The sequence below is a fragment of the Paenibacillus sp. NMA1017 genome (assembly GCF_058895805.1).
Genome location: NZ_JBZXYR010000009.1, coordinates 58,199 through 76,989 on the forward strand (window position 1 = coordinate 58,199; position 18,791 = coordinate 76,989).

General features: G+C 47.4%; 18 protein-coding genes. 14 read left to right on the plus strand and 4 right to left on the minus strand.

The features are described 5' to 3' along the window. Window positions 1–11 precede the first annotated feature (11 nt). Both AC5ELV_RS19735 and AC5ELV_RS19740 read right to left on the minus strand, forming a co-directional pair. On the minus strand, window positions 12–713 hold the full coding sequence (locus tag AC5ELV_RS19735; protein ID WP_307353550.1) for a YoaK family protein: 702 nt from the start codon (window positions 711–713) through the stop codon (window positions 12–14). A gap of 193 nt (window positions 714–906) precedes the next feature. Next, window positions 907–1,425: a DJ-1/PfpI family protein gene (locus AC5ELV_RS19740; protein WP_493431533.1), complete on the minus strand. Its 519-nt coding sequence runs from the start codon at window positions 1,423–1,425 to the stop codon at window positions 907–909. 149 nt (window positions 1,426–1,574) lie between these two features. On the opposite strand from AC5ELV_RS19740, the gene AC5ELV_RS19745 reads away from it, so the two are divergent. Next, window positions 1,575–1,967, plus strand: coding sequence for a winged helix-turn-helix transcriptional regulator (locus AC5ELV_RS19745; protein ID WP_039273904.1), 393 nt, complete (start codon window positions 1,575–1,577; stop codon window positions 1,965–1,967). A 138-nt stretch (window positions 1,968–2,105) separates the two neighbouring features. On the opposite strand, the gene AC5ELV_RS19750 is transcribed toward AC5ELV_RS19745, so the two are convergent. After that, window positions 2,106–2,441, minus strand: coding sequence for a winged helix-turn-helix transcriptional regulator (locus tag AC5ELV_RS19750; RefSeq protein WP_250240434.1), 336 nt, complete (start codon window positions 2,439–2,441; stop codon window positions 2,106–2,108). 267 nt (window positions 2,442–2,708) lie between these two features. Between AC5ELV_RS19750 and AC5ELV_RS19755 the strand changes: the two genes are divergently transcribed. From AC5ELV_RS19755 to AC5ELV_RS19780, 6 genes are all read left to right on the plus strand, one after another. Continuing rightward, complete coding sequence (locus AC5ELV_RS19755) at window positions 2,709–3,806, plus strand: FAD-dependent monooxygenase (protein ID WP_493431534.1); 1,098 nt, start codon at window positions 2,709–2,711, stop codon at window positions 3,804–3,806. Window positions 3,807–3,888: 82 nt separating this feature from the next. After that, window positions 3,889–4,653: a GTP cyclohydrolase II gene (locus AC5ELV_RS19760; RefSeq protein WP_023990390.1), complete on the plus strand. Its 765-nt coding sequence runs from the start codon at window positions 3,889–3,891 to the stop codon at window positions 4,651–4,653. Next, on the plus strand, window positions 4,650–5,750 hold the full coding sequence (ribD, locus tag AC5ELV_RS19765) for a bifunctional diaminohydroxyphosphoribosylaminopyrimidine deaminase/5-amino-6-(5-phosphoribosylamino)uracil reductase RibD (RefSeq protein ID WP_493431535.1): 1,101 nt from the start codon (window positions 4,650–4,652) through the stop codon (window positions 5,748–5,750). The genes AC5ELV_RS19760 and ribD overlap by 4 nt, the downstream gene beginning before the upstream one ends. A gap of 585 nt (window positions 5,751–6,335) precedes the next feature. Beyond that, the gene (locus AC5ELV_RS19770; protein WP_493431536.1) at window positions 6,336–9,254 is read left to right on the plus strand and encodes a glycosyl hydrolase; all 2,919 of its coding nucleotides are present in this window, start codon (window positions 6,336–6,338) and stop codon (window positions 9,252–9,254) included. Between the two features lie 353 nt (window positions 9,255–9,607). Beyond that, entirely contained in the window at window positions 9,608–9,745 is a 138-nt protein-coding gene (locus tag AC5ELV_RS19775) for a hypothetical protein (protein WP_155252408.1), read from the plus strand. Between the two features lie 250 nt (window positions 9,746–9,995). Then, window positions 9,996–11,114, plus strand: a complete 1,119-nt coding sequence (locus AC5ELV_RS19780; RefSeq protein ID WP_493431537.1) for a slipin family protein — start codon at window positions 9,996–9,998, stop codon at window positions 11,112–11,114. A 60-nt stretch (window positions 11,115–11,174) separates the two neighbouring features. Here AC5ELV_RS19780 and AC5ELV_RS19785 read toward each other — a convergent pair whose 3' ends face one another. Next, window positions 11,175–11,588 carry a chemotaxis protein CheW gene (locus AC5ELV_RS19785; RefSeq protein ID WP_493431538.1) on the minus strand — a complete coding sequence of 138 codons (414 nt, stop codon included), beginning with the start codon at window positions 11,586–11,588 and terminating at the stop codon, window positions 11,175–11,177. A 275-nt stretch (window positions 11,589–11,863) separates the two neighbouring features. On the opposite strand from AC5ELV_RS19785, the gene deoR reads away from it, so the two are divergent. From deoR to AC5ELV_RS19820, 7 genes are all read left to right on the plus strand, one after another. Then, on the plus strand, window positions 11,864–12,799 hold the full coding sequence (gene deoR / locus AC5ELV_RS19790) for a DNA-binding transcriptional repressor DeoR (RefSeq protein ID WP_023990386.1): 936 nt from the start codon (window positions 11,864–11,866) through the stop codon (window positions 12,797–12,799). 207 nt (window positions 12,800–13,006) lie between these two features. Then, window positions 13,007–13,669: a deoxyribose-phosphate aldolase gene (gene deoC / locus AC5ELV_RS19795; RefSeq protein ID WP_134903747.1), complete on the plus strand. Its 663-nt coding sequence runs from the start codon at window positions 13,007–13,009 to the stop codon at window positions 13,667–13,669. 30 nt (window positions 13,670–13,699) lie between these two features. Then, window positions 13,700–14,095, plus strand: coding sequence for a cytidine deaminase (locus AC5ELV_RS19800; protein ID WP_029519322.1), 396 nt, complete (start codon window positions 13,700–13,702; stop codon window positions 14,093–14,095). A gap of 75 nt (window positions 14,096–14,170) precedes the next feature. After that, window positions 14,171–15,349, plus strand: a complete 1,179-nt coding sequence (locus AC5ELV_RS19805) for a NupC/NupG family nucleoside CNT transporter (RefSeq protein WP_493431539.1) — start codon at window positions 14,171–14,173, stop codon at window positions 15,347–15,349. A 29-nt stretch (window positions 15,350–15,378) separates the two neighbouring features. Next, window positions 15,379–16,563 (plus strand): phosphopentomutase, encoded by a 1,185-nt coding sequence (gene deoB / locus AC5ELV_RS19810; RefSeq protein WP_493431540.1) that lies wholly within the window; start codon window positions 15,379–15,381, stop codon window positions 16,561–16,563. A 91-nt stretch (window positions 16,564–16,654) separates the two neighbouring features. Continuing rightward, complete coding sequence (gene deoD, locus AC5ELV_RS19815; protein WP_013312036.1) at window positions 16,655–17,362, plus strand: purine-nucleoside phosphorylase; 708 nt, start codon at window positions 16,655–16,657, stop codon at window positions 17,360–17,362. A gap of 32 nt (window positions 17,363–17,394) precedes the next feature. Further along, window positions 17,395–18,696, plus strand: a complete 1,302-nt coding sequence (locus AC5ELV_RS19820) for a pyrimidine-nucleoside phosphorylase (protein ID WP_493431541.1) — start codon at window positions 17,395–17,397, stop codon at window positions 18,694–18,696. The last annotated feature ends 95 nt before the right edge of the window (window positions 18,697–18,791 follow it).

Consider the following 18,791-nt stretch of genomic DNA (forward strand, 5'->3'; position numbering starts at 1 on the left):
GTAATGGAGGATTAGTGACGCAGCGGCAGCTTCCACTTTTCCTCTTCTGTAAATAAAATAAAAGAAAAAATAAGTGCAACAACAGCACCCCAAACGGCTTTATCCCCAATTGTCAAAGTCAGAAATCCCCCCAGCAAGGCTCCTACCAAGAAGGCTGCCAGGATGACACCATAACGCATCGCTCGAATGGCGGCGTTCGTGTCCTTAGTCGTTATAGCGATATACATAGCCTCGATAGCTGATCGGAGGTTACCGGTGCTGACCGTGGAGGTGTACGGCACATCAATGAGCTTGCGGAAGGAAGTCATTTGTACGGAAGCGACGAACGAGACGATCACCACCACTACCGTATTGGGAACTCCTTGCGGAATCAGTCCCACGATGAAAAAAATCGCAATTTCCAGTAAAAGAATAGTGCGGGTCCAGTCCGGAGTTAGACGGTGGGTTGATTTTCGTTTGATCCCCTCGGCAACAAAAACGCCCAGTGAAAAGGCGATCAGGGGCGGGATATAGGCTAACGCCTGAATCCAGTGCCCCTGAATGACTTTGACAGCCAGCAGTACGATATTGCCTGTCTGTGCGTTGGCGAAAACACCGCCTCTTCCCACAAAGGTATATGTGTCCAAAAAGCCCCCTACTAATGATAGTAAGGCGCCCAGTCGTAACGATTCGGACGTTACCTGATGTAAATGGATTTTGCCTTTCATAATCACGGCATAAGCCTCCTATGCTAAAACGTCGATTCTTTAAAGCTAGCACGAAAATCCAGAACCATACAATTAAATTAGTCACTTTAGCATGAAAATGGTACAAAGAAGCCGCATCGGGTCCCATACAAAAGAAAGGACGCGATGCGGCTTGTTGGAGTGCTGTTTAAAGTGCCCACCTAGAACCTTAAAGATGTGCTTATTGCAGGGCTTTGACAAGTGCTTCGCCAAATGCCTGTGCACCATCTGGACCGTCGGCTGTAATAATATCGCTATGCGCAACGACATGCTGTGCCACATATTCGGCTTGATGCGATTGGAGCTGATCTGTTTGTACATCCACTGGATAGCATGTAGCCGTTCTACCAGAGAGTAGTCCGGTTTGAGCCACGGCTACAGAGCCTGCGCAGATGCCAGCCAATAAAGTCTTTTGCTCATGAGTTTGTTTTAGCAGAGCTTGGAGATCCGCGTTATTCCACAGATAGTCATTCGTACCTGATCCGCCGATCACAGATACTACATCATAATCAGCCAGCACAGCGTCTGTAAAAACAAGATCAGCTGTCGCTTTACCGTTGTAGTCACCCGTGATTTCGCCTGTTTTTGTACTAGCTAGCGTCACAGTAACACCTGCTTGCTCCAGTGCTTCCTTTGGTTTAAACAATTCATCCTCATTAAAGCGCTCTGGGGGTATAATAAAAAGAGCTTTTTTACTCATACTTTATTCCTCCTTGAATGTGTAACGTTATCTACTATTGTAGGATGGCTTTGTCAGGCTGTGAAGAATGCACTTTCAAGTACGGAGGTTACCTGCAGGTTACTATTAGAGTGCAAGACCATGATGGTTTAGAAGGAGTTAGTTGATATATGACGGATACACTGAGAGAAGAAATACGGGAAAAGATCGTTAACGGAGACTATAACTGCGAAAAGGAACTAACCTTGTCAGTGTTAAGTGGAAAGTGGAAGGTCGTCATTTTATGGCATCTGGGTGTGGAAGGGGCGCACCGTTTCAGTGACCTGCAAAGGCTGTTTCCGAAGCTGTCGCATAAAGTGCTGACCAATCAGCTGCGGGAGTTGATGGAGGATGGTATTGTGCACAGGGAAGTGTATCCCGAGGTACCTCCAAAGGTGGAGTATTCGATGACCGAACTGGGGATGACGATTTTACCCATTGTGGAGATGATGTATGACTGGGGGAAAAAACGGGTGCAATCCATTCGTGAGGAAATGCAACGCAGCGGTGAGGGGAACGTTTAAAGTTCCTACATATGAAAAATAGAACGCCTTGCACTATGAGTACAAATTGTACTTAGAGCAAAGGCGTTCTTTGGCATGTTAGCAGTCTGTGTGTGTTTATCATGTTAGTCTAAGAAAAATAGCTGTAGTCCATATGGATTATTGCTGTTCAAGTGCTGGTAGAACCTCAATCCAGCGTGTAGCCCAAGTACCGATATGATCAAACAAAGGAGCTAAATCGCGTCCCTTATCCGTAAGAGAGTATTCAATCCGTACGGGTTTCTCAGGATAAACCATACGTTGTATGATTCCTTCTTCCTCCAGCTCTTTCAAACGGTCCGAAAGGACCTTTCCACTTAAATTAGGAATTGAATTCTCAATAGCGACGAAACGTTGCGGACCATTAGTTAGTTGAAATACGATCAACACCGTCCAACGCTTGCTTAGTAGCTCCATAGCTCTTTCAAACCGTGGGCACATCTGCGGAATGTTCATGTGATCACCTCATGCTCCTATTATTAACGATTCACTGTTAAAAGTAAATGATTTTACTTTACATAAATTTATTACTTGACGAAATGGTGTGATATAAATATACTTTGTTACATAAAGTAACTTGTTAGCTTTGATACGGAGCTTAAGATATTATACTTAAAATTTGAACTTAATTTGATGTTATTTTTGATATTATTAATGATGTAATTAAATGAACAGGTACGAACTAATCGTTATGGTGATGGTTTGGGCGTAGGGGGAAGTCGGATGAAGCTGGAATGTGAAGTGTGCGTAGTTGGAGGGGGACCCGCAGGAACTTTGTTGTCCTGTCTACTGACGGCGCAGGGTGTATCCACGATATTGATTGAGCGGCAGAGCATAGCGGGAAAGGCCTTTCGCGGTGAAATCTTGAATGATGAGGGTCAGGAAGTGATCCAAAGGCATAAGCTGCTCGAACAAATTCATGAGGACTATGTTCTCGCCTCCACAAGAATCGAATATTGGGAGCATCAGCGGCAAGTGAAGACGGTCAAGCCAGCATCAGTAGATGGTAATGTGGGGGTTCATATTCCACAGCCTCGATTTTTGAAGGCTTTGCTCAAGCAGGCGTCAACCTACGAGGCCTTCCGTTACCTAGCGGGTACAACTGTGACTGCGTTGGAAGGTAACAGCGAGCAGGGATACACGGGCTTGACCGCCCGCGATAAGAACGGCCATGAGATCACGATTGACAGTTCGTTGATTGTAGGGGCAGACGGTCGCTATTCGACTGTGCGCAAGCTGGCACAGATGCCTGTGACGAACATTCGACACGGCTATGATCTGCTATGGGCGAAAATCACGGCACCTGCTGGATGGGAGCCCGTTACTCGTCTGGCATGGGTCAACGGAGGGCAATTGGCTTTATTCTCGCAGGCTGAGGGCTATATTCAAATTGGCTGGAATATGGAGGAGGGTAGCTTTCCAACCCTCTTTAAGAAATCCTTTGAACCCTTTATACAACTGTTTATAGAGGCTTTCCCGGATTTGAAGCATAGTGTGCATGATCACATTCGTTCATGGAAGGACTTCGTACCGTTGGATATTTTCAGCAGCCGCAGTGACACCTGGGCGCAGAACGGACTGGTCCTTATTGGAGATGCTGCGCATACCATGACACCTACCGGAGCTTTTGGCTTGAACGCAGCTTTGAAGGATGCCGATGTGCTAGCCAGTGAGCTTCTTCGTTTACGGCAGAAGAGCTATACCGCAGGAGACCTAAAGGCGTTCGAAGACGGACGACGACAGGCTGTCACCGAGCTTCAGGAACGGCAGCTGACGATGGAATCCACGTTTCATGAACATTTCTTACACACAGTTCAATGATTTATACCCTGACAATAACGATTAGCCTTTGAAGAATTAGGCATTTTCTATATAGAGCTCATATAAAGGATGGTGCAGAGAGATGAACCAAAAAGATGTAGCTACGCTACTTAACGATAAAATTCAAACCGTTCGTGGAGAGCAATCTTCAACGATTTTGGTAGGACCGATCAAGCTGCCAGTTAATTTGGAAGGAGAAACGGTTGTTTTTCAGTGGTACTGCTGGTTGCCTGTACGGGATGAGGAAGATCGTCAGGACTTACTGAATGCCACCGCTGAGACGATTGTGAAACGATTGTCCACACTGGATTTGGCAGAGGGACAACAGTCAAGCGTTTTGGTGTACGGTGATCTTCAACAGTCGGAAAATGCATTAGTTCGCATGCATAGTATTTGTCATACTGGAGATATTTTTGGTAGCAAGCGTTGTGATTGCGGATTTCAACTCCACCAGTCCATGAAAATGATCGTGGAGCATGGAACGGGTGCGTTGTTCTATCTCGCTAACCATGAAGGCCGCGGGATCGGTTTGTTTAGTAAAGCAATGGCTTATATTCTGCAGGAAGAAGGCATGGATACTGTCGAAGCCAATCATCAATTGGGTTTTGAAGATGATACACGCAACTATGCAGATGCCATTAGTGTGCTCCGTCACCTGAGACAAAAGCCAGTAACTCTGATTACAAATAATCCTAAAAAGCTGGATGCCTTGAAGAAATCGGGTATGAATGTGGCGGGTCGCATGCCGCTCTGGGGCGATGTGTCGCAATATAATGAACGGTATTTGAATACAAAAGTAGAACGATCCGGCCATTTGCGGGATTCCGATCTCAGGGAGGTTCTATGACCACTCACGAAAAATATATGCGCCTGGCACTGGAAAATGCCAGAAGTGCTAAAGGGCAAACAGAACCGAATCCGCTCGTTGGATCAGTCATTGTCAACAATGGTCGTATCGTTGGGATCGGGGCTCATCTGAAGCCCGGCGAGCCACATGCCGAAATTCATGCGTTGCGTATGGCGGGTGAACACGCTCGGGGAGCGACGATTTACGTAACGCTGGAGCCGTGTTCCCATCACGGCCGGACAGGCCCGTGCGCGGAAGCGATTGTGAAGGCTGGCATTCGTCGAGTGGTGATTGCTGCGCTGGACCCCAACCCGCTGGTCTCCGGCAGAGGGGTACAGATTTTGAAAGATGCGGGCATTGAGGTTATTGTCGGAGTATGTGAGCAGGAATCCATCCGCATGAATGAAGTGTTTAACCAATATATCGTGAGCAAGCGTCCTTTTATTACGATCAAATCGGCAGTAACGCTGGACGGTAAAATTGCGACCCGGACCTCGGAAAGCAAGTGGATTACATCTGAGGCTGCACGGGAGGATGTGCATCGTCTTCGTCACGAGCATGTGGGAATCCTGGTTGGTGTACAGACGGTGATTCACGATAATCCTCAGCTTACGACTCGTCTACCGGAAGGACGGAATCCGATTCGTATCATTCTGGATAGCAAGCTTCGTACTCCATTGGATGCTCGTGTCATTACAGATGGGGAGGCGCCTACCTGGATATTCACAGGACGGGCCTACGATGAAGGCAAGCGTAGCCAGTTGGAACAACTGGGTGTAAAGGTATATCCGACTCAGGATGAAAACAGTGATCGGGTGAACCTGCCGCAAATGCTGGATATTCTGGGTGCGGCGGAGGTGTCATCGGTGTTCGTGGAAGGCGGAGCCGAGGTAAACGCTTCGTTCGTGCAGCAAGGGCTGGCGGACAAGCTCGTGCTGTACATTGCACCGAAGTTGGTAGGAGGACGCGCAGCCTCGGGATTTCTCGGGGGAGAAGGCGTGTCTGCGATGAGCGATGCGGTGGCATTGCATGATTTGAGCGTGACACAGGTTGGTGTAGACTGGAAAATAGAAGGGTATTTTGGGCGGGGAAAATGAGTGAGTTGTTTTCGGGTGGAGAAGGAGGCTCCGCGAAGGGGTTGATCTTCCGATCGCTGTTGCAGTGGGATTCTTCGGATTGTATAAGACATTTAAAGGTAAGAATCCCACTGCAAAGGCGAACGCTTCCGCTTCTCCAGATTCAACCCCTTCGCTCCGCTGCTGCCCACCGCAAAGTCACTCTTTTTCCGAAATGGTGTGGGGCATGGGAAGGGCAAAAGGACTTAAATACTCAAAAGCTTATATACTTAAAAGAACAGAGAATCTGAAGGGCTAAAAGGCCTGGAGGATTCTTTTTTTATATACTAAACGTTTATTAGGGTGAATGGTTAATGGGGTGAATAACTCATAAGGTGAACGTCTTATGGGGTGAAATCGAAATGACACAATTACATAATATTTGGGTTTTTCGTCCTGGTTTCTTATGTATTTCTAGAGACTTTCGCCTCGTTTAGTTAGAATATAGAAATAAAAGGATTGACCTGGAAATTGAGATCAAGCACAATGAAGTTGAATTCAACTTGGAAGAGAAGGAAAAAGCCTTGCAGTGAAAGGGATTATAGAATTTAAAGGAGGATGTAGGTTGTGAAAAAAATGATATTATGCTTGTTAAGTGCCAGTCTGATATTTTTAGCAGCACCGGTTTCTACTAAAGCCTTTTCGGGTGAGGTCACACAAGGCGCTGGCTCATATTCAACCACACTACCTGCCGGAGCAGCTACACCGCAAAACGAGATTTACAAAACAGCGAATGTAACCAGCCCAATGCCTACCAATGACTGGTGGAGCAGCCTAGCCTGGGTACCGTACTCCGAGGCTCAATATCCGCATCCCCTTGCCTTGAAAAATCAGCAAAACGGTTTACGCATCTTTAACCCGAGTGGGAAAATTACGGTTAATCCGGGATATATCGCAGGCTGGATGGATGATGTGAACGATTTTACCGTCGGTCATTCTGTAAGCGCTTCATTTCCGGATGCCAAGGTGGACGGTTTTAGCGACTGGTTTGTCAAATCATTATTTCAAAGCGGCAGCAATAAAATGAGTGCTACCTATGGACACGGCTCTCCCTATGTTTTTTTTGAGTTTGGCGGTGGCAATCCCAAGCTTTCATTTAATGGGGTGCCAGAGGTTTGGTCTGGGTCAGCTAGTTCCCCTGTGCTTGGCATTACGGTCAATGGCTCACACTATGGTCTGTTTGGTCCTTCCGGCAGCACCTGGTCTGGTCTCGGAACGAGTACTCTGATTAATCAATTGAACGGGAAAAACTATTTTGCAGTGGCGGCCTTGCCTGACAAAACAACCGCGACATTAGACAAATTTCAGCAATACGCCTATTCTTTCGTTACAAACTCCAAAGCACAGTACAGCTATAACGAAGCCTCTTCCGAGGTAACGACCACCTTTACTGTTGCAACAACAGCGAAGGAAGGCACACAAAGCGGCACTATTTTTGCCTTATATCCGCATCAGTGGAAAAATTCATCACAACCCCTGCTGGGCTATACGTACAATTCCGTACGTGGTCTGATGAAAACAGCAGAAGGTGCTTCTTTTCAAACGAAAATGAATTTTACAGGGGTACTGCCTTCCCTACCCGACTTGGGGTCCTACGATAAAAATACGCTCAACAGTTATATAGACGAAGCAAAGGCGGAAGTCTACTCCGGCGATAGAGACACGTACTGGACTGGAAAACGTCTGGGCAAGCTGGCAGCGCTGGCGCCAATTGCCGACCAAACTGGCAATACCGCAGCAGCGACCCAATTCCGCAATGAGATCAAAAGCCGGCTGCAGGACTGGTTTAAGGCTAGTGACAGCTCGGGAAATCTGAAAAGCTCCAGTCTATTTGTGTATAACAACAATTGGGGGACATTGATCGGTTATCCCGACAGCTTTGGCAGTGCAATAGAGTTAAATGACCATCATTTCCATTATGGATACTTTATTAAGGCTGCGGCCGAAATTGCACGTGTGGACAAGAGCTGGGCATCCGATTCCCAATGGGGAAAAATGGTACAGTTGCTCATTCGCGATATCGCCAATATCGACAGGTCTGATTCGAAATTTCCGTATTTGCGTAATTTTGATCCCTATGCCGGGCACACTTGGGCTTCCGGCCATGCCAAATTTGGCGACGGCAACAACAATGAATCCTCCTCGGAGGCGATGAATGCCTGGGCCGGTCTTATTTTATGGGGCGAGGCGACTGGAAATACTCAAACTCGTGATCTCGGCATTTATCTATATACAACTGAAATGAATGCGATTAACGAGTACTGGTTTGATGTGCATGGCACAAACACCCCTGCAGGGATGCAAAGCGCGACGGCAAGCATGATCTGGGGCGGTAAAACGGTAGGGAATGCAACATGGTGGACCAATAATGCCGCAGAGGTGCATGGTATCAACTGGCTGCCGATCACCTCGGCCTCCTTGTATCTGACGCAATATTCGGAGTATGCGGCTAAAAATTATAACGATCTGCTGCGAAAAAGCGGTGGGAACTTCAGTCCGTGGGAAGATATTGTGTATATGTACAGAGCGATCTCGAATCCGTCTGATGCCAAGGCCAAATTCAGTGCACGCGTAGCGGCCATGATGCCGGAAGCGGGGAATTCCAAGGCGAATGCCTACCACTGGATCTACAATTTGGATGCTTTAGGCAACATCGACCGCAGCATCACCGCTAATTCACCTATTTATGCCGTATTTCATAAAAACGGTGTGAAAACTTATGTGGCCTACAATTTTACAAACCAGGTCAAAACAGTAACCTTCTCAGATGGGCACAGTATTACCGTGCAGCCGAATAGCTTTAATGCCGGAAATGGAAGCGGCGGTGGCAATCCGCAGCCTGATACGGAGGCTCCATCCATCCCGGCAAATGTGCGAGTTACGACCAAAACGGCTTCGGCAGTCACTCTGGAGTGGGATGCAGCTACAGACAATGTTGGCGTTACGGGTTATATCGTATATAAAGACGGGGCTCAGGCGGTAGAGATAAGCAGTACTTCCGCTTCAATGACAGGGCTGAATGCAGCTTCCACTTACAGCTTTACCGTTAAGGCTCGCGATGCAGCCGGTAATCTGTCTACAGCAAGCAATGCGGTAGCGGTAACGACAGAAGCAGCATCTGGTGGTAATGAGGGTGGCGGAGAAACGGAGGATTACAAAGTAGAAGCTCGTTTTGTCAGCGATCGTGAAGCAGTGCTTCAATTTACACCCAAAACAGCCTCCGCCTATGTTGACGTGCATTATACTTTAACGGGTGGACAACAGCTCAATTACCGAATGACCAACAACGGCGGTGTCTGGGAGCAGCGGATTACAGACCTCGATATCGGAAAGGCTGTCAGCTATTGGTTTACCTATGAAAAGGCGGGATTGCAATACGAGACCCCTTCATTCAGCTATACACACCAGCAGACTGCTTCTACAACGACAGACGTTCCAGAATTTCCACTACGGAGCGTTGATCCCGTTTTCGAAAAAACATCCTAGTGGATCAGGTCCAAGATACGAGCGCGACAGTTGACTATAGAAAGAAAGACACAAGAGAAGCACATACGCTTCTCCTGTGTCTTTTTTGTTTTTTTATAGGGTCGTAATACTTTCGCCATGTTCGTGAGTTCCAGGTTGCGCGATAATGATAAAGGCTGATACAGGAAGATATTACCGAGGCGCGGATTTCCAAAGGTCCCGCAGTGCCTGCCCTGTTCGGGTCAGGTATCCTGTAAATCTGATGTATCCACCAACATTAGGGTTCGATTCCCAATCGCCTTCCACGCGACTTCTGGTAGAGTATTCGAATGGTCGAATAAAAACAATGAAAAGACCCGAATGAGAGCATTCCCATGTCTGGTCTCGATGACAGATACCGGGGCGATGGCTATGCGGCCAGCGGATACCGGAGAGAGCAAGCGCCGACAGGGTTCGAGGCTTCGGGGATACAGATTCACAGTCGATGTTGGGCTGATGAATCCCATCCCTAGAACACGGAAACAGGCGGTATCTTTCTTTTTCCTCAAGCTTGACCCCGCCGTCCACACCGGAGGGATGCTCTGCAAGGGTCACTAACCCTACTACAACAAATAAAAATAAAAATAAAAAATCCTCATTTTAAAAATGTGTGTTGATTTTAAGGCGGGCAACAGCGATCGAAAGATCAAATGGAACGTGGAGCCGCTACACGCGGAAATGTACATTTTTAAGTGGAGGATTTTAAATACTAGGAGTGATACGATGTTTAAGAAGATAACGATTAAATCCGATGAGCGTGGGCTGCTGTTCAAAAAAGGAAGCTACCACAAGTTGTTGCACCCAGGAACTTACCTATTGAAGACATTTCAGCAGGAAGCAGTTGAAATTTTGAATGTAGCCGAACCATTTTTTGTACCTGATCATGATATTCGTTTGTTTTTGACAGATCCCCTATTGCTAGAGCAATTGAATGTCATTGATGTAGAGGATCATGAATATGTGCTGCATTATGAGGATAATCGGTTTGTGGAGCTGCTGACGGCAGGGAAATATGCTTTTTGGAACATGCTCAAGGAACATCGTTTTGTTCGTGCAGATACTCGGCAGCCTGCAATTGATAAGGCATTGGGGCAAGCATTCTTGTCCAAGACACCGGGCTTCTGGAAGGCACTTCAGGTGGGCAGCTATGAATTAGGATTTTTGTATTACGATAATGTGTTGCAGGGTGAGCTGAAACCGGGCAAATATTATTTCTGGTTGTCCACGGTGAATACAGAGATCAAAACGATAGATATGCGACAACAGCAGATGGACCTGATGGGACAGGAAATCATGACGGAGGACAAAATCACGCTGCGCCTCAACTTTGTCTGTCAGTACCGTATCATCGACCCGTTGCGGGCGCTGGAATTCCGGGCATACGAGGAACAAATGTACATCATGCTTCAACTGTTGTTACGCGAATACGTTGGTACGATGAAGCTGGATGATTTGCTGAAAATGAAGCAGGAGATTGCGGTATATGTTTTGACCAGACTGAATGAGCAGAGCGACGAATATGGAGTGACTTTTACGTCAGCAGGGGTGAAGGATATTATTTTGCCGGGGGATATCAAGGATATTCTGAATACCGTACTGTTGGCAGAGAAGAAGGCACAGGCCAATCTGATCACACGACGTGAAGAGACCGCATCCACTCGTAGTCTGCTCAATACGGCCAAGCTGATGGACGAAAATGCCACTCTCTATCGTCTCAAAGAACTGGAATTCATGGAAAAAATCTGCGAGAAGATTGGCACGATTTCGCTGACTGGCGGAAATACGTTGCTGGAGCAGCTGAACACGCTGGTTCACATGAAAGAGGGGCAGGGACTCCAATAACTGAAAATACTCCCGAACGATGAGTGCAAGCCGCCTCAAAGTTCGGGAGTATTTTGCGTTTTAGTTTGTCTTGGTGGATGCAAGAAAAGCGTCCATATCGATCACCGGAATGAGGGTACCATGATGCTCCATCACGGTAGGGAACAACTCGCGCTGCCACTCTTCCTCATTGCTTTGTAGCTGACTGTCCTCGGCAGAAGCCGTGTCCTCCACCTGATCGACAAGCAGAGCAATCTTCGCACGGCTGAGCAAAATCATTTTGTCCTCGGAGGAATCGCTTGCTGCAGAAAGAAGCAGCTTTTTGCGTAAATTAAGGATCGTAAATACATTGCCGCGAATAGTCACCATTCCTTCATGCCATGCTTCGGAAAAGGGAAGCGGAGTTCCCTTCTTGGCATTCATGACTTCTTCTACTTCCACAAAGTTTAAAGCGAACTTTTTGTCCGCTAGACTGCACACAATAAATTCAGACATAGCAATTCTCCTTATATATTCAGATAAGCCATCACAGGTTGTGAATGAGCGGTAAAATGGGTTAACTATTGCGTTTTGACAGATGGAACGATAAAGTTGAGGATGCGGTAAAATGGTTGTAGTTAATCACAGAATATCATAAACGAGCAGTTAAATCTTCCAAAATAACAACCATACGGCAAAGGCGTGGCTTTAAGTTTCCCTTCATATATAACGTTTGGGACTAAAGCTGTGTCCGCTGGTACTACATTTTAAGATAAGCGGGTTGAGGTAGAATGGATCATGAAAAGCAGCGATTAAGTATCGAGGCAGCCAGATTATACTATCTAAACGACTACAGTCAACAAGATATCGCGGTCAGACTTGGGGTTTCGCGTCCTACGGTATCGCGGTTACTTCAGGCTGCCAAGGAACAGGGATACGTTCGGATCAGTATTGTGGACCCGATGGAGGATATGGACGCGCTCGGAGAGCAGGTGAAGAAGAAATACGGACTGGATACTGTGTTAGTCTGTTATTCGCCGTTAAATGAATATCAGGAGATCAAGAAGCATATTAGCAAAAAAGCAGCCGATTATTTGCATGAAACGGTACAGGATGCTGATATTATTGGAGTGACATGGGGAACAACCATGCATGCCGTGGCGCTTCATCTCCAACAAAAGCAGGTCAAGGGTGTTGAGGTGGTTCAGCTCAAGGGAGGCGTGAGCCATTCACATGTCAACACATATGCCGTGGAAACCGTGAACTTGTTCGCAGAAGCCTTTCATACCATAGCACGGTATTTGCCGCTGCCTGTGATTTTCGATAGTCACGCCGTTAAGAAAATGGTTGAGGAGGATCGGCATATTCAGCGCATCATCGAACTTGGCAAACAGGCGAACATCGCTGTGTTTACAGTGGGTACGGTTAAGGAGGATGCGTTGCTGTTCCGATTGGGCTATTTTAACGGGGAAGAGCAGAAGCTGCTGCAAAGAATCGGCAAGGGAGATATTTGCTCGCGATTTTTTGACGCTGAGGGCAACATATGCAGTCAGGAAATCAATAGCCGGACCGTCGGGATTGATTTGCCTGATTTGCGAAAGAAGGAGAAGTCCATTCTCGTCGCTGGAGGTCAGCGCAAAGTGGAGGCCATTCGGGCATCGCTGCGTGGCAAGTATGCGAATATCTTGGTGACGGATCAGTTTACGGCACAAGCACTTTTACAATAGAGCAAGTCGTCTCCATCCAGCAAAAGATACGGTTATGGCGTGTCCCTACAGGGTAATATGAATGGTAGGTGACGCCTTGCGCATAAGCTTGAACATAATTTCAAAATATGTTTTACATATGTTCAAAGCCGTGCTATGATGGTCTCATCACAGAGAAATAAATGAATTTTGTCTTCACACTATTTATCTAATGAAGGAGCTTTAGATATGAATATTGCAGCATTAATCGACCATACATTGTTGCGTGCAGATGCGACGAAGGATGAAATTACGAAACTGACTGCCGAGGCAAAAAAATATCAGTTTGCTTCTGTATGTGTGAACCCGGCGTGGGTAGCTTATGCAGCAGAACAGCTCGCAGGCACAGGCGTAGCCATCTGTACAGTTATCGGTTTCCCACTGGGAGCGAGCACGTCCGCAACGAAAGCATTTGAAACGAAAGATGCTATTGCTAACGGAGCGACTGAAATTGATATGGTTATTAACATAGGCGCTTTGAAGGCACGTGATGTACAGCTCGTCGAGCAGGACATCCGTGCAGTCGTGGAGGCAGCTGCCGGTACACTGGTAAAAGTGATTATCGAAACATGCCTGCTGACAGACGAAGAGAAGGTGCTGGCATGTGAGCTGTCCGTCAAAGCGGGAGCGAATTTTGTGAAAACCTCGACAGGCTTCTCAACAGGTGGAGCTACTGCGGAAGATGTGGCTTTGATGCGCAAAACGGTAGGACCTGAGATTGGTGTCAAGGCTTCAGGCGGTGTACGCAGTCTGGAAGACGTGCAAAAATTAGTAGAAGCTGGCGCAAGTCGGATCGGTGCAAGTTCCGGTGTGAAGATCATCGAGGGCGAGCAGTCTACATCTTCCTACTAAGTTTATTTTAAAGTCATGGAGGGATTCGCTATGAAGGATCAATTGATTCAGAAAGCGCTTGAGGCGCGTAAACAGGCATACGTTCCGTATTCGAATTTTCAGGTGGGTGCTGCGGTTCTCGGAAGCGATGGCACGATTTATCACGGATGTAATGTGGAAAATGCCTCCTACGGCTTATGCAATTGTGCAGAGCGGACAGCGATTTTTAAAATGGTATCCGAAGGCTGCCGGAAAATTGATTCGATTGCGGTTGTAGCTGATACGGAAGGGCCTGTGTCTCCATGTGGGGCCTGTCGTCAGGTCATTTCCGAATTTGCTCATCAAGATACCAAAATTTATCTGACAAACCTTCATGGCAACACGGAAGAGTGGACGGTAGATCAATTACTGCCGGGTGCTTTTCGACCTGCGGATCTGGGGAAATAAAAAAAAGAATGCCTCTTTGGGGCGCATTCTTTTTATGGGTAATGTAAGCGCTTAATGTAATGAGGGGGAAATTAAATGAAATATGTAATCGCTCTGGTGGGACTGCTCGTTGTATTTGCACTTACTTACGTTGCTAGCAGTGACAAACGTAAAATCAGGTATCGTCCGCTGGTGGTTATGGTTGTATTGCAGGCGGCGCTAGCTTTTGTATTGCTGAATACAGGGATTGGTGAAATTCTAGTCAAAGGTTTTGCAAAAGGGTTTAATAGTCTGATTGGGTATGCTATGGACGGGATTAACTTCGTTTTTGGCGGAATTGCGAATGAAGGAGCAGCGCCGTTCTTTATCGGTGTACTGCTGCCAATCGTGTTCATATCTGCGCTGATTGGGATTTTGCAATATGTAAAAGTGTTACCTTTTATTATTAAATATATCGGGCTTGTCTTGAGCAAAGTAAACGGAATGGGTAAACTGGAATCCTACAACGCTGTAGCTTCAGCTATCTTGGGTCAATCCGAGGTGTTTATTTCCGTTAAGAAGCAAATTGGTCTGCTGCCAAAACATCGGTTGTATACGCTGTGTGCGTCTGCGATGTCTACGGTGTCCATGTCGATTGTGGGAGCTTACATGCAAATGTTAAACCCCAAATATGTGGTCACAGCTTTGGTATTGAACCTGTTCGGCGGCTTTATTATCGCTTCCATTATTAATCCGTACAAGATTGAGAAGGAAGACGATTTACTGGAGGTTCAGGAGGAAGAGAAGCAGTCCTTCTTCGAAATGCTCGGGGAGTATATTATGGACGGCTTCAAGGTTGCTATTACGGTAGCTGCGATGCTGATCGGTTTTGTGGCGCTGATTGCCATGGTTAACGGGATTTTCTCCTGGTTGTTTGGAATCAGTTTTCAGGCGCTGCTTGGATATGTGTTTGCGCCTTTCGCTTTTGTCATGGGTATTCCGTGGAACGAAGCCGTTCAGGCGGGCAGCATTATGGCTACCAAACTCGTATCCAACGAATTCGTGGCCATGCTGGATCTGACCAAGCAAACAGGCTTGTCGGAGCGCACGGTCGGGATCGTATCGGTATTCCTCGTATCCTTTGCTAACTTCTCATCCATCGGTATCATTTCTGGGGCTGTGAAGGGTCTGCATGAAAAACAGGGAAATGTGGTGGCCCGCTTTGGTCTGAAGCTGTTGTACGGGGCAACGCTGGTTAGCGTGCTGTCGGCAACGATCGCAGGGTTGTTTTTGTAAAAAAAACAGCGAGTCAGGAAAGGATTTTTATGATGTCTAAATTCAAACGAATTCACTTGGTGGTTATGGACTCGGTTGGTATCGGCGAAGCGCCGGATGCTGCCCAGTTTGATGATTATGATGTAGATACACTCGGTCATATTGCCCGCGAACGCGGTGGTCTGAAGATGCCGAATATGGGGAAACTCGGTCTATCCAATATTCGTTCTATAGAAGGGGTGGCAGCGGCCGACAAGCCGCTCGCGTATTACACTAAGATGCAGGAAGCGTCCAATGGCAAGGATACAATGACAGGTCATTGGGAAATCATGGGCTTGAATATTGCCGTTCCTTTCCGTGTATTTCCTGATGGGTTCCCGGATGAGCTGATTCAGCGCATTGAGGAGCACACAGGCCGCAAAGTGATTGGCAATAAGCCTGCCAGCGGAACAGAAATCATTGATGAGCTGGGCGAAGAACACGTGAAAACTGGAGCGCTCATCATCTATACCTCGGCGGACTCTGTGCTGCAAATTGCGGCGCATGAGGAAGTTGTACCTTTGAAAGAGCTCTATGAGATTTGCGAGTTCTGCCGTAAAATCACGCTGGAAGATCCGTACATGCTGGGTCGCATTATTGCACGTCCGTTCGTAGGCGAGGCAGGGAACTTCTCCCGCACCTCCAATCGACATGATTATGCGCTCAAGCCGTTTGGCCGCACCACCATGAACGAGCTGAAGGATGCAGGTCTGGATGTGATCGCCTTGGGTAAAATCTCCGACATTTATGACGGTGAGGGTGTGACGAAGGCGGTGCGTACGGTGTCCAATATGGACGGCATGGATAAGCTGGTGGCTACGCTCGATGAGGATTTCACCGGATTAAGCTTTCTGAATTTGGTGGACTTTGACGCTGTATACGGTCACCGTCGTGATCCACAGGGATATGGTCAAGCTTTGGACGATTACGATGCGCGTTTGCCAGAGGTTTTTGCCAAAATGACCGATAACGATCTGCTAATCATCACTGCAGACCATGGGAATGACCCGACGTATCGGGGAACGGATCACACCCGCGAATATGTACCTTTGCTGGTCTATTCCCCGCGTTTTACAGCTGGGGGCAAGGAGCTTGCGGTTCGTAAAACCTTTGCTGATATTGGAGCGACCGTAGCGGATAACTTTGGTGTAAAACTGCCAGAACACGGAACGAGTTTTTTGGCGGAGCTTCAGTAATCAAGGACCAGCAAGAGTACAAGCAAGATTACTAGTAACGATATAAATAACGATACAAGCATGGACAAATGGGACGGAGGAATAAAAAAACATGAGTGTACACATTGGAGCCAAACCCGGAGAAATTGCAGAAACGATTTTGCTGCCAGGAGACCCGCTACGGGCAAAATTTATTGCTGAAACGTATCTGGAGGACGTGACCTGTTACAACGAGGTTCGCGGAATGCTCGGATTCACGGGGACGTACCAAGGCAAACGCCTGTCTGTACAGGGAACTGGGATGGGGCTGCCGTCTATCAGTATTTATGTCAACGAACTGATTAGCGAATATGGTGTGAAAAACCTGTTCCGCGTGGGTACATGCGGCGGAATGAAGGAGCATGTGCACGTTCGTGACGTCATTTTGGCGCAAGCATCCTGTACGGATTCTGGCATGAACCGCCATATCTTTGGCGGCTACGATTACTCGCCGATTGCCAGCTTCGATCTATTGAAGGGCGCTTATGATCGCGGTGTTGCCAAAGGCTTGAACATGCATGTCGGCAATGTATTCAGCTCAGACAGCTTCTATCGTGATGACAAATCAGTGGTACAAAAGCTGATGGAATACGGCGTGCTGGGTGTAGAGATGGAGACTTCGGCTTTATATACGCTGGCAGCCAAGTTTGGCGTAAACGCACTGACGATTCTGACGGTAAGCGATCATTTGCTGACAGGTGAAGAAACGACGGCGGAAGAACGGCAAACGACCTTTAAAGAAATGATGGAAGTTGCACTGGATACAGCAGTATCTCTGTAAACGATCATACGCACAGTGAGGAGAAATGACATATGAGAATGGTAGACTTGATTGAGAAAAAACGCGACGGAAAAGAACTGAGTACGGAGGAAATTAATTTTATTATCCAAGGCTACACTCAGGGTGAAATTCCCGATTATCAAGTCAGTGCATTGGCGATGTCCATTTTCTTCAAAGATATGACTGAACGCGAACGCGCTGATCTGACGATGGCGATGGTTCATTCGGGTGATACCATTGACCTGTCCGCGATTGAAGGTGTAAAGGTCGATAAGCACTCCACTGGCGGTGTGGGCGATACGACCACGTTGGTACTGGCTCCGCTCGTAGCGGCCTTGGAAATTCCGGTAGCGAAAATGTCAGGTCGCGGTCTCGGACATACCGGGGGAACGATCGACAAGCTGGAGGCTATTGCAGGCTTCCACGTCGAAATCAGCAAAGACGAATTTGTGGATTTGGTGAATCGCAGCAAAATTGCGGTCATCGGACAAAGCGGTAACCTGACACCTGCGGACAAAAAGTTGTATGCCTTGCGTGACGTTACGGCGACGGTCAACTCGATCCCGCTGATAGCCAGCTCGATTATGAGTAAGAAAATCGCTGCTGGCTCCGATGCCATTGTGCTTGATGTAAAAACAGGTGCAGGCGCATTTATGAAAACCGTAGATGATGCCAAAGCACTGGCACATGCCATGGTGAGCATAGGTAACAATGTGGGTCGCAAAACGATGGCAGTCATTTCCGATATGAGTCAGCCGCTGGGTCTGGCCATCGGTAATTCGCTGGAAGTGAAGGAAGCGATTGATACGCTGCGCGGCGAAGGACCAAAAGATCTGGAAGAGCTGTGTATGGCTTTGGGCAGTCAGATGGTATTTTTGGCAGGGAAGGCAGATTCCCTCGAAAACGCCGAAGAGAAGCTCAAAGAAGTCATTCGCAATGGCAAAGCACTGGAAAAATTCAAAGAGTTTATTGCGAATCAGGGCGGTGACGCTTCTGTAGTGGATCATCCTGAACGTTTGCCACAAGCACAGTATCTTATTGAGGTGCCTGCGAAGCAGGATGGTGTGGTAGCTGAAATCGTGGCTGACGAAATCGGTACCGCTGCGATGTTGCTTGGAGCAGGACGTGCGACCAAAGAATCCGAGATTGATCTGGCTGTCGGCTTGATGCTGAACAAAAAGGTCGGGGATGCTGTTCAAAAAGGCGATTCGCTAGTTACTATCCATGCGAACCGTGAAGATGTAGCCCAAGTGCTGGAGAAAATCTACGCGAACATCCGTATTGCGGATCACGCGGAAGCGCCAGTGCTGATCTACGGAACAGTGACAGAGTAAGCGATAAGCCCTATTTATTAAGTCGTATTAGTAGCATGGTTATGAAGCCGGAGCCCTCAGTTTAGGGTGCTTCCGGCTTTTTTGTTGTCATCGTT

Coding starts and splice junctions, on each gene's coding strand:
- AC5ELV_RS19740 (WP_493431533.1), bottom strand. CDS start 1,425: ATGAGTAAAAAAGCTCTTTTTATTATACCCCCAGAGCGCTTTAATGAG.
- AC5ELV_RS19745 (WP_039273904.1), top strand. CDS start 1,575: ATGACGGATACACTGAGAGAAGAAATACGGGAAAAGATCGTTAACGGA.
- AC5ELV_RS19750 (WP_250240434.1), bottom strand. CDS start 2,441: ATGAACATTCCGCAGATGTGCCCACGGTTTGAAAGAGCTATGGAGCTA.
- AC5ELV_RS19755 (WP_493431534.1), top strand. CDS start 2,709: ATGAAGCTGGAATGTGAAGTGTGCGTAGTTGGAGGGGGACCCGCAGGA.
- AC5ELV_RS19760 (WP_023990390.1), top strand. CDS start 3,889: ATGAACCAAAAAGATGTAGCTACGCTACTTAACGATAAAATTCAAACC.
- ribD (WP_493431535.1), top strand. CDS start 4,650: ATGACCACTCACGAAAAATATATGCGCCTGGCACTGGAAAATGCCAGA.
- AC5ELV_RS19775 (WP_155252408.1), top strand. CDS start 9,608: ATGTCTGGTCTCGATGACAGATACCGGGGCGATGGCTATGCGGCCAGC.
- AC5ELV_RS19780 (WP_493431537.1), top strand. CDS start 9,996: ATGTTTAAGAAGATAACGATTAAATCCGATGAGCGTGGGCTGCTGTTC.
- AC5ELV_RS19785 (WP_493431538.1), bottom strand. CDS start 11,588: ATGTCTGAATTTATTGTGTGCAGTCTAGCGGACAAAAAGTTCGCTTTA.
- deoR (WP_023990386.1), top strand. CDS start 11,864: ATGGATCATGAAAAGCAGCGATTAAGTATCGAGGCAGCCAGATTATAC.
- deoC (WP_134903747.1), top strand. CDS start 13,007: ATGAATATTGCAGCATTAATCGACCATACATTGTTGCGTGCAGATGCG.
- AC5ELV_RS19800 (WP_029519322.1), top strand. CDS start 13,700: ATGAAGGATCAATTGATTCAGAAAGCGCTTGAGGCGCGTAAACAGGCA.
- AC5ELV_RS19805 (WP_493431539.1), top strand. CDS start 14,171: ATGAAATATGTAATCGCTCTGGTGGGACTGCTCGTTGTATTTGCACTT.
- deoB (WP_493431540.1), top strand. CDS start 15,379: ATGATGTCTAAATTCAAACGAATTCACTTGGTGGTTATGGACTCGGTT.
- deoD (WP_013312036.1), top strand. CDS start 16,655: ATGAGTGTACACATTGGAGCCAAACCCGGAGAAATTGCAGAAACGATT.
- AC5ELV_RS19820 (WP_493431541.1), top strand. CDS start 17,395: ATGAGAATGGTAGACTTGATTGAGAAAAAACGCGACGGAAAAGAACTG.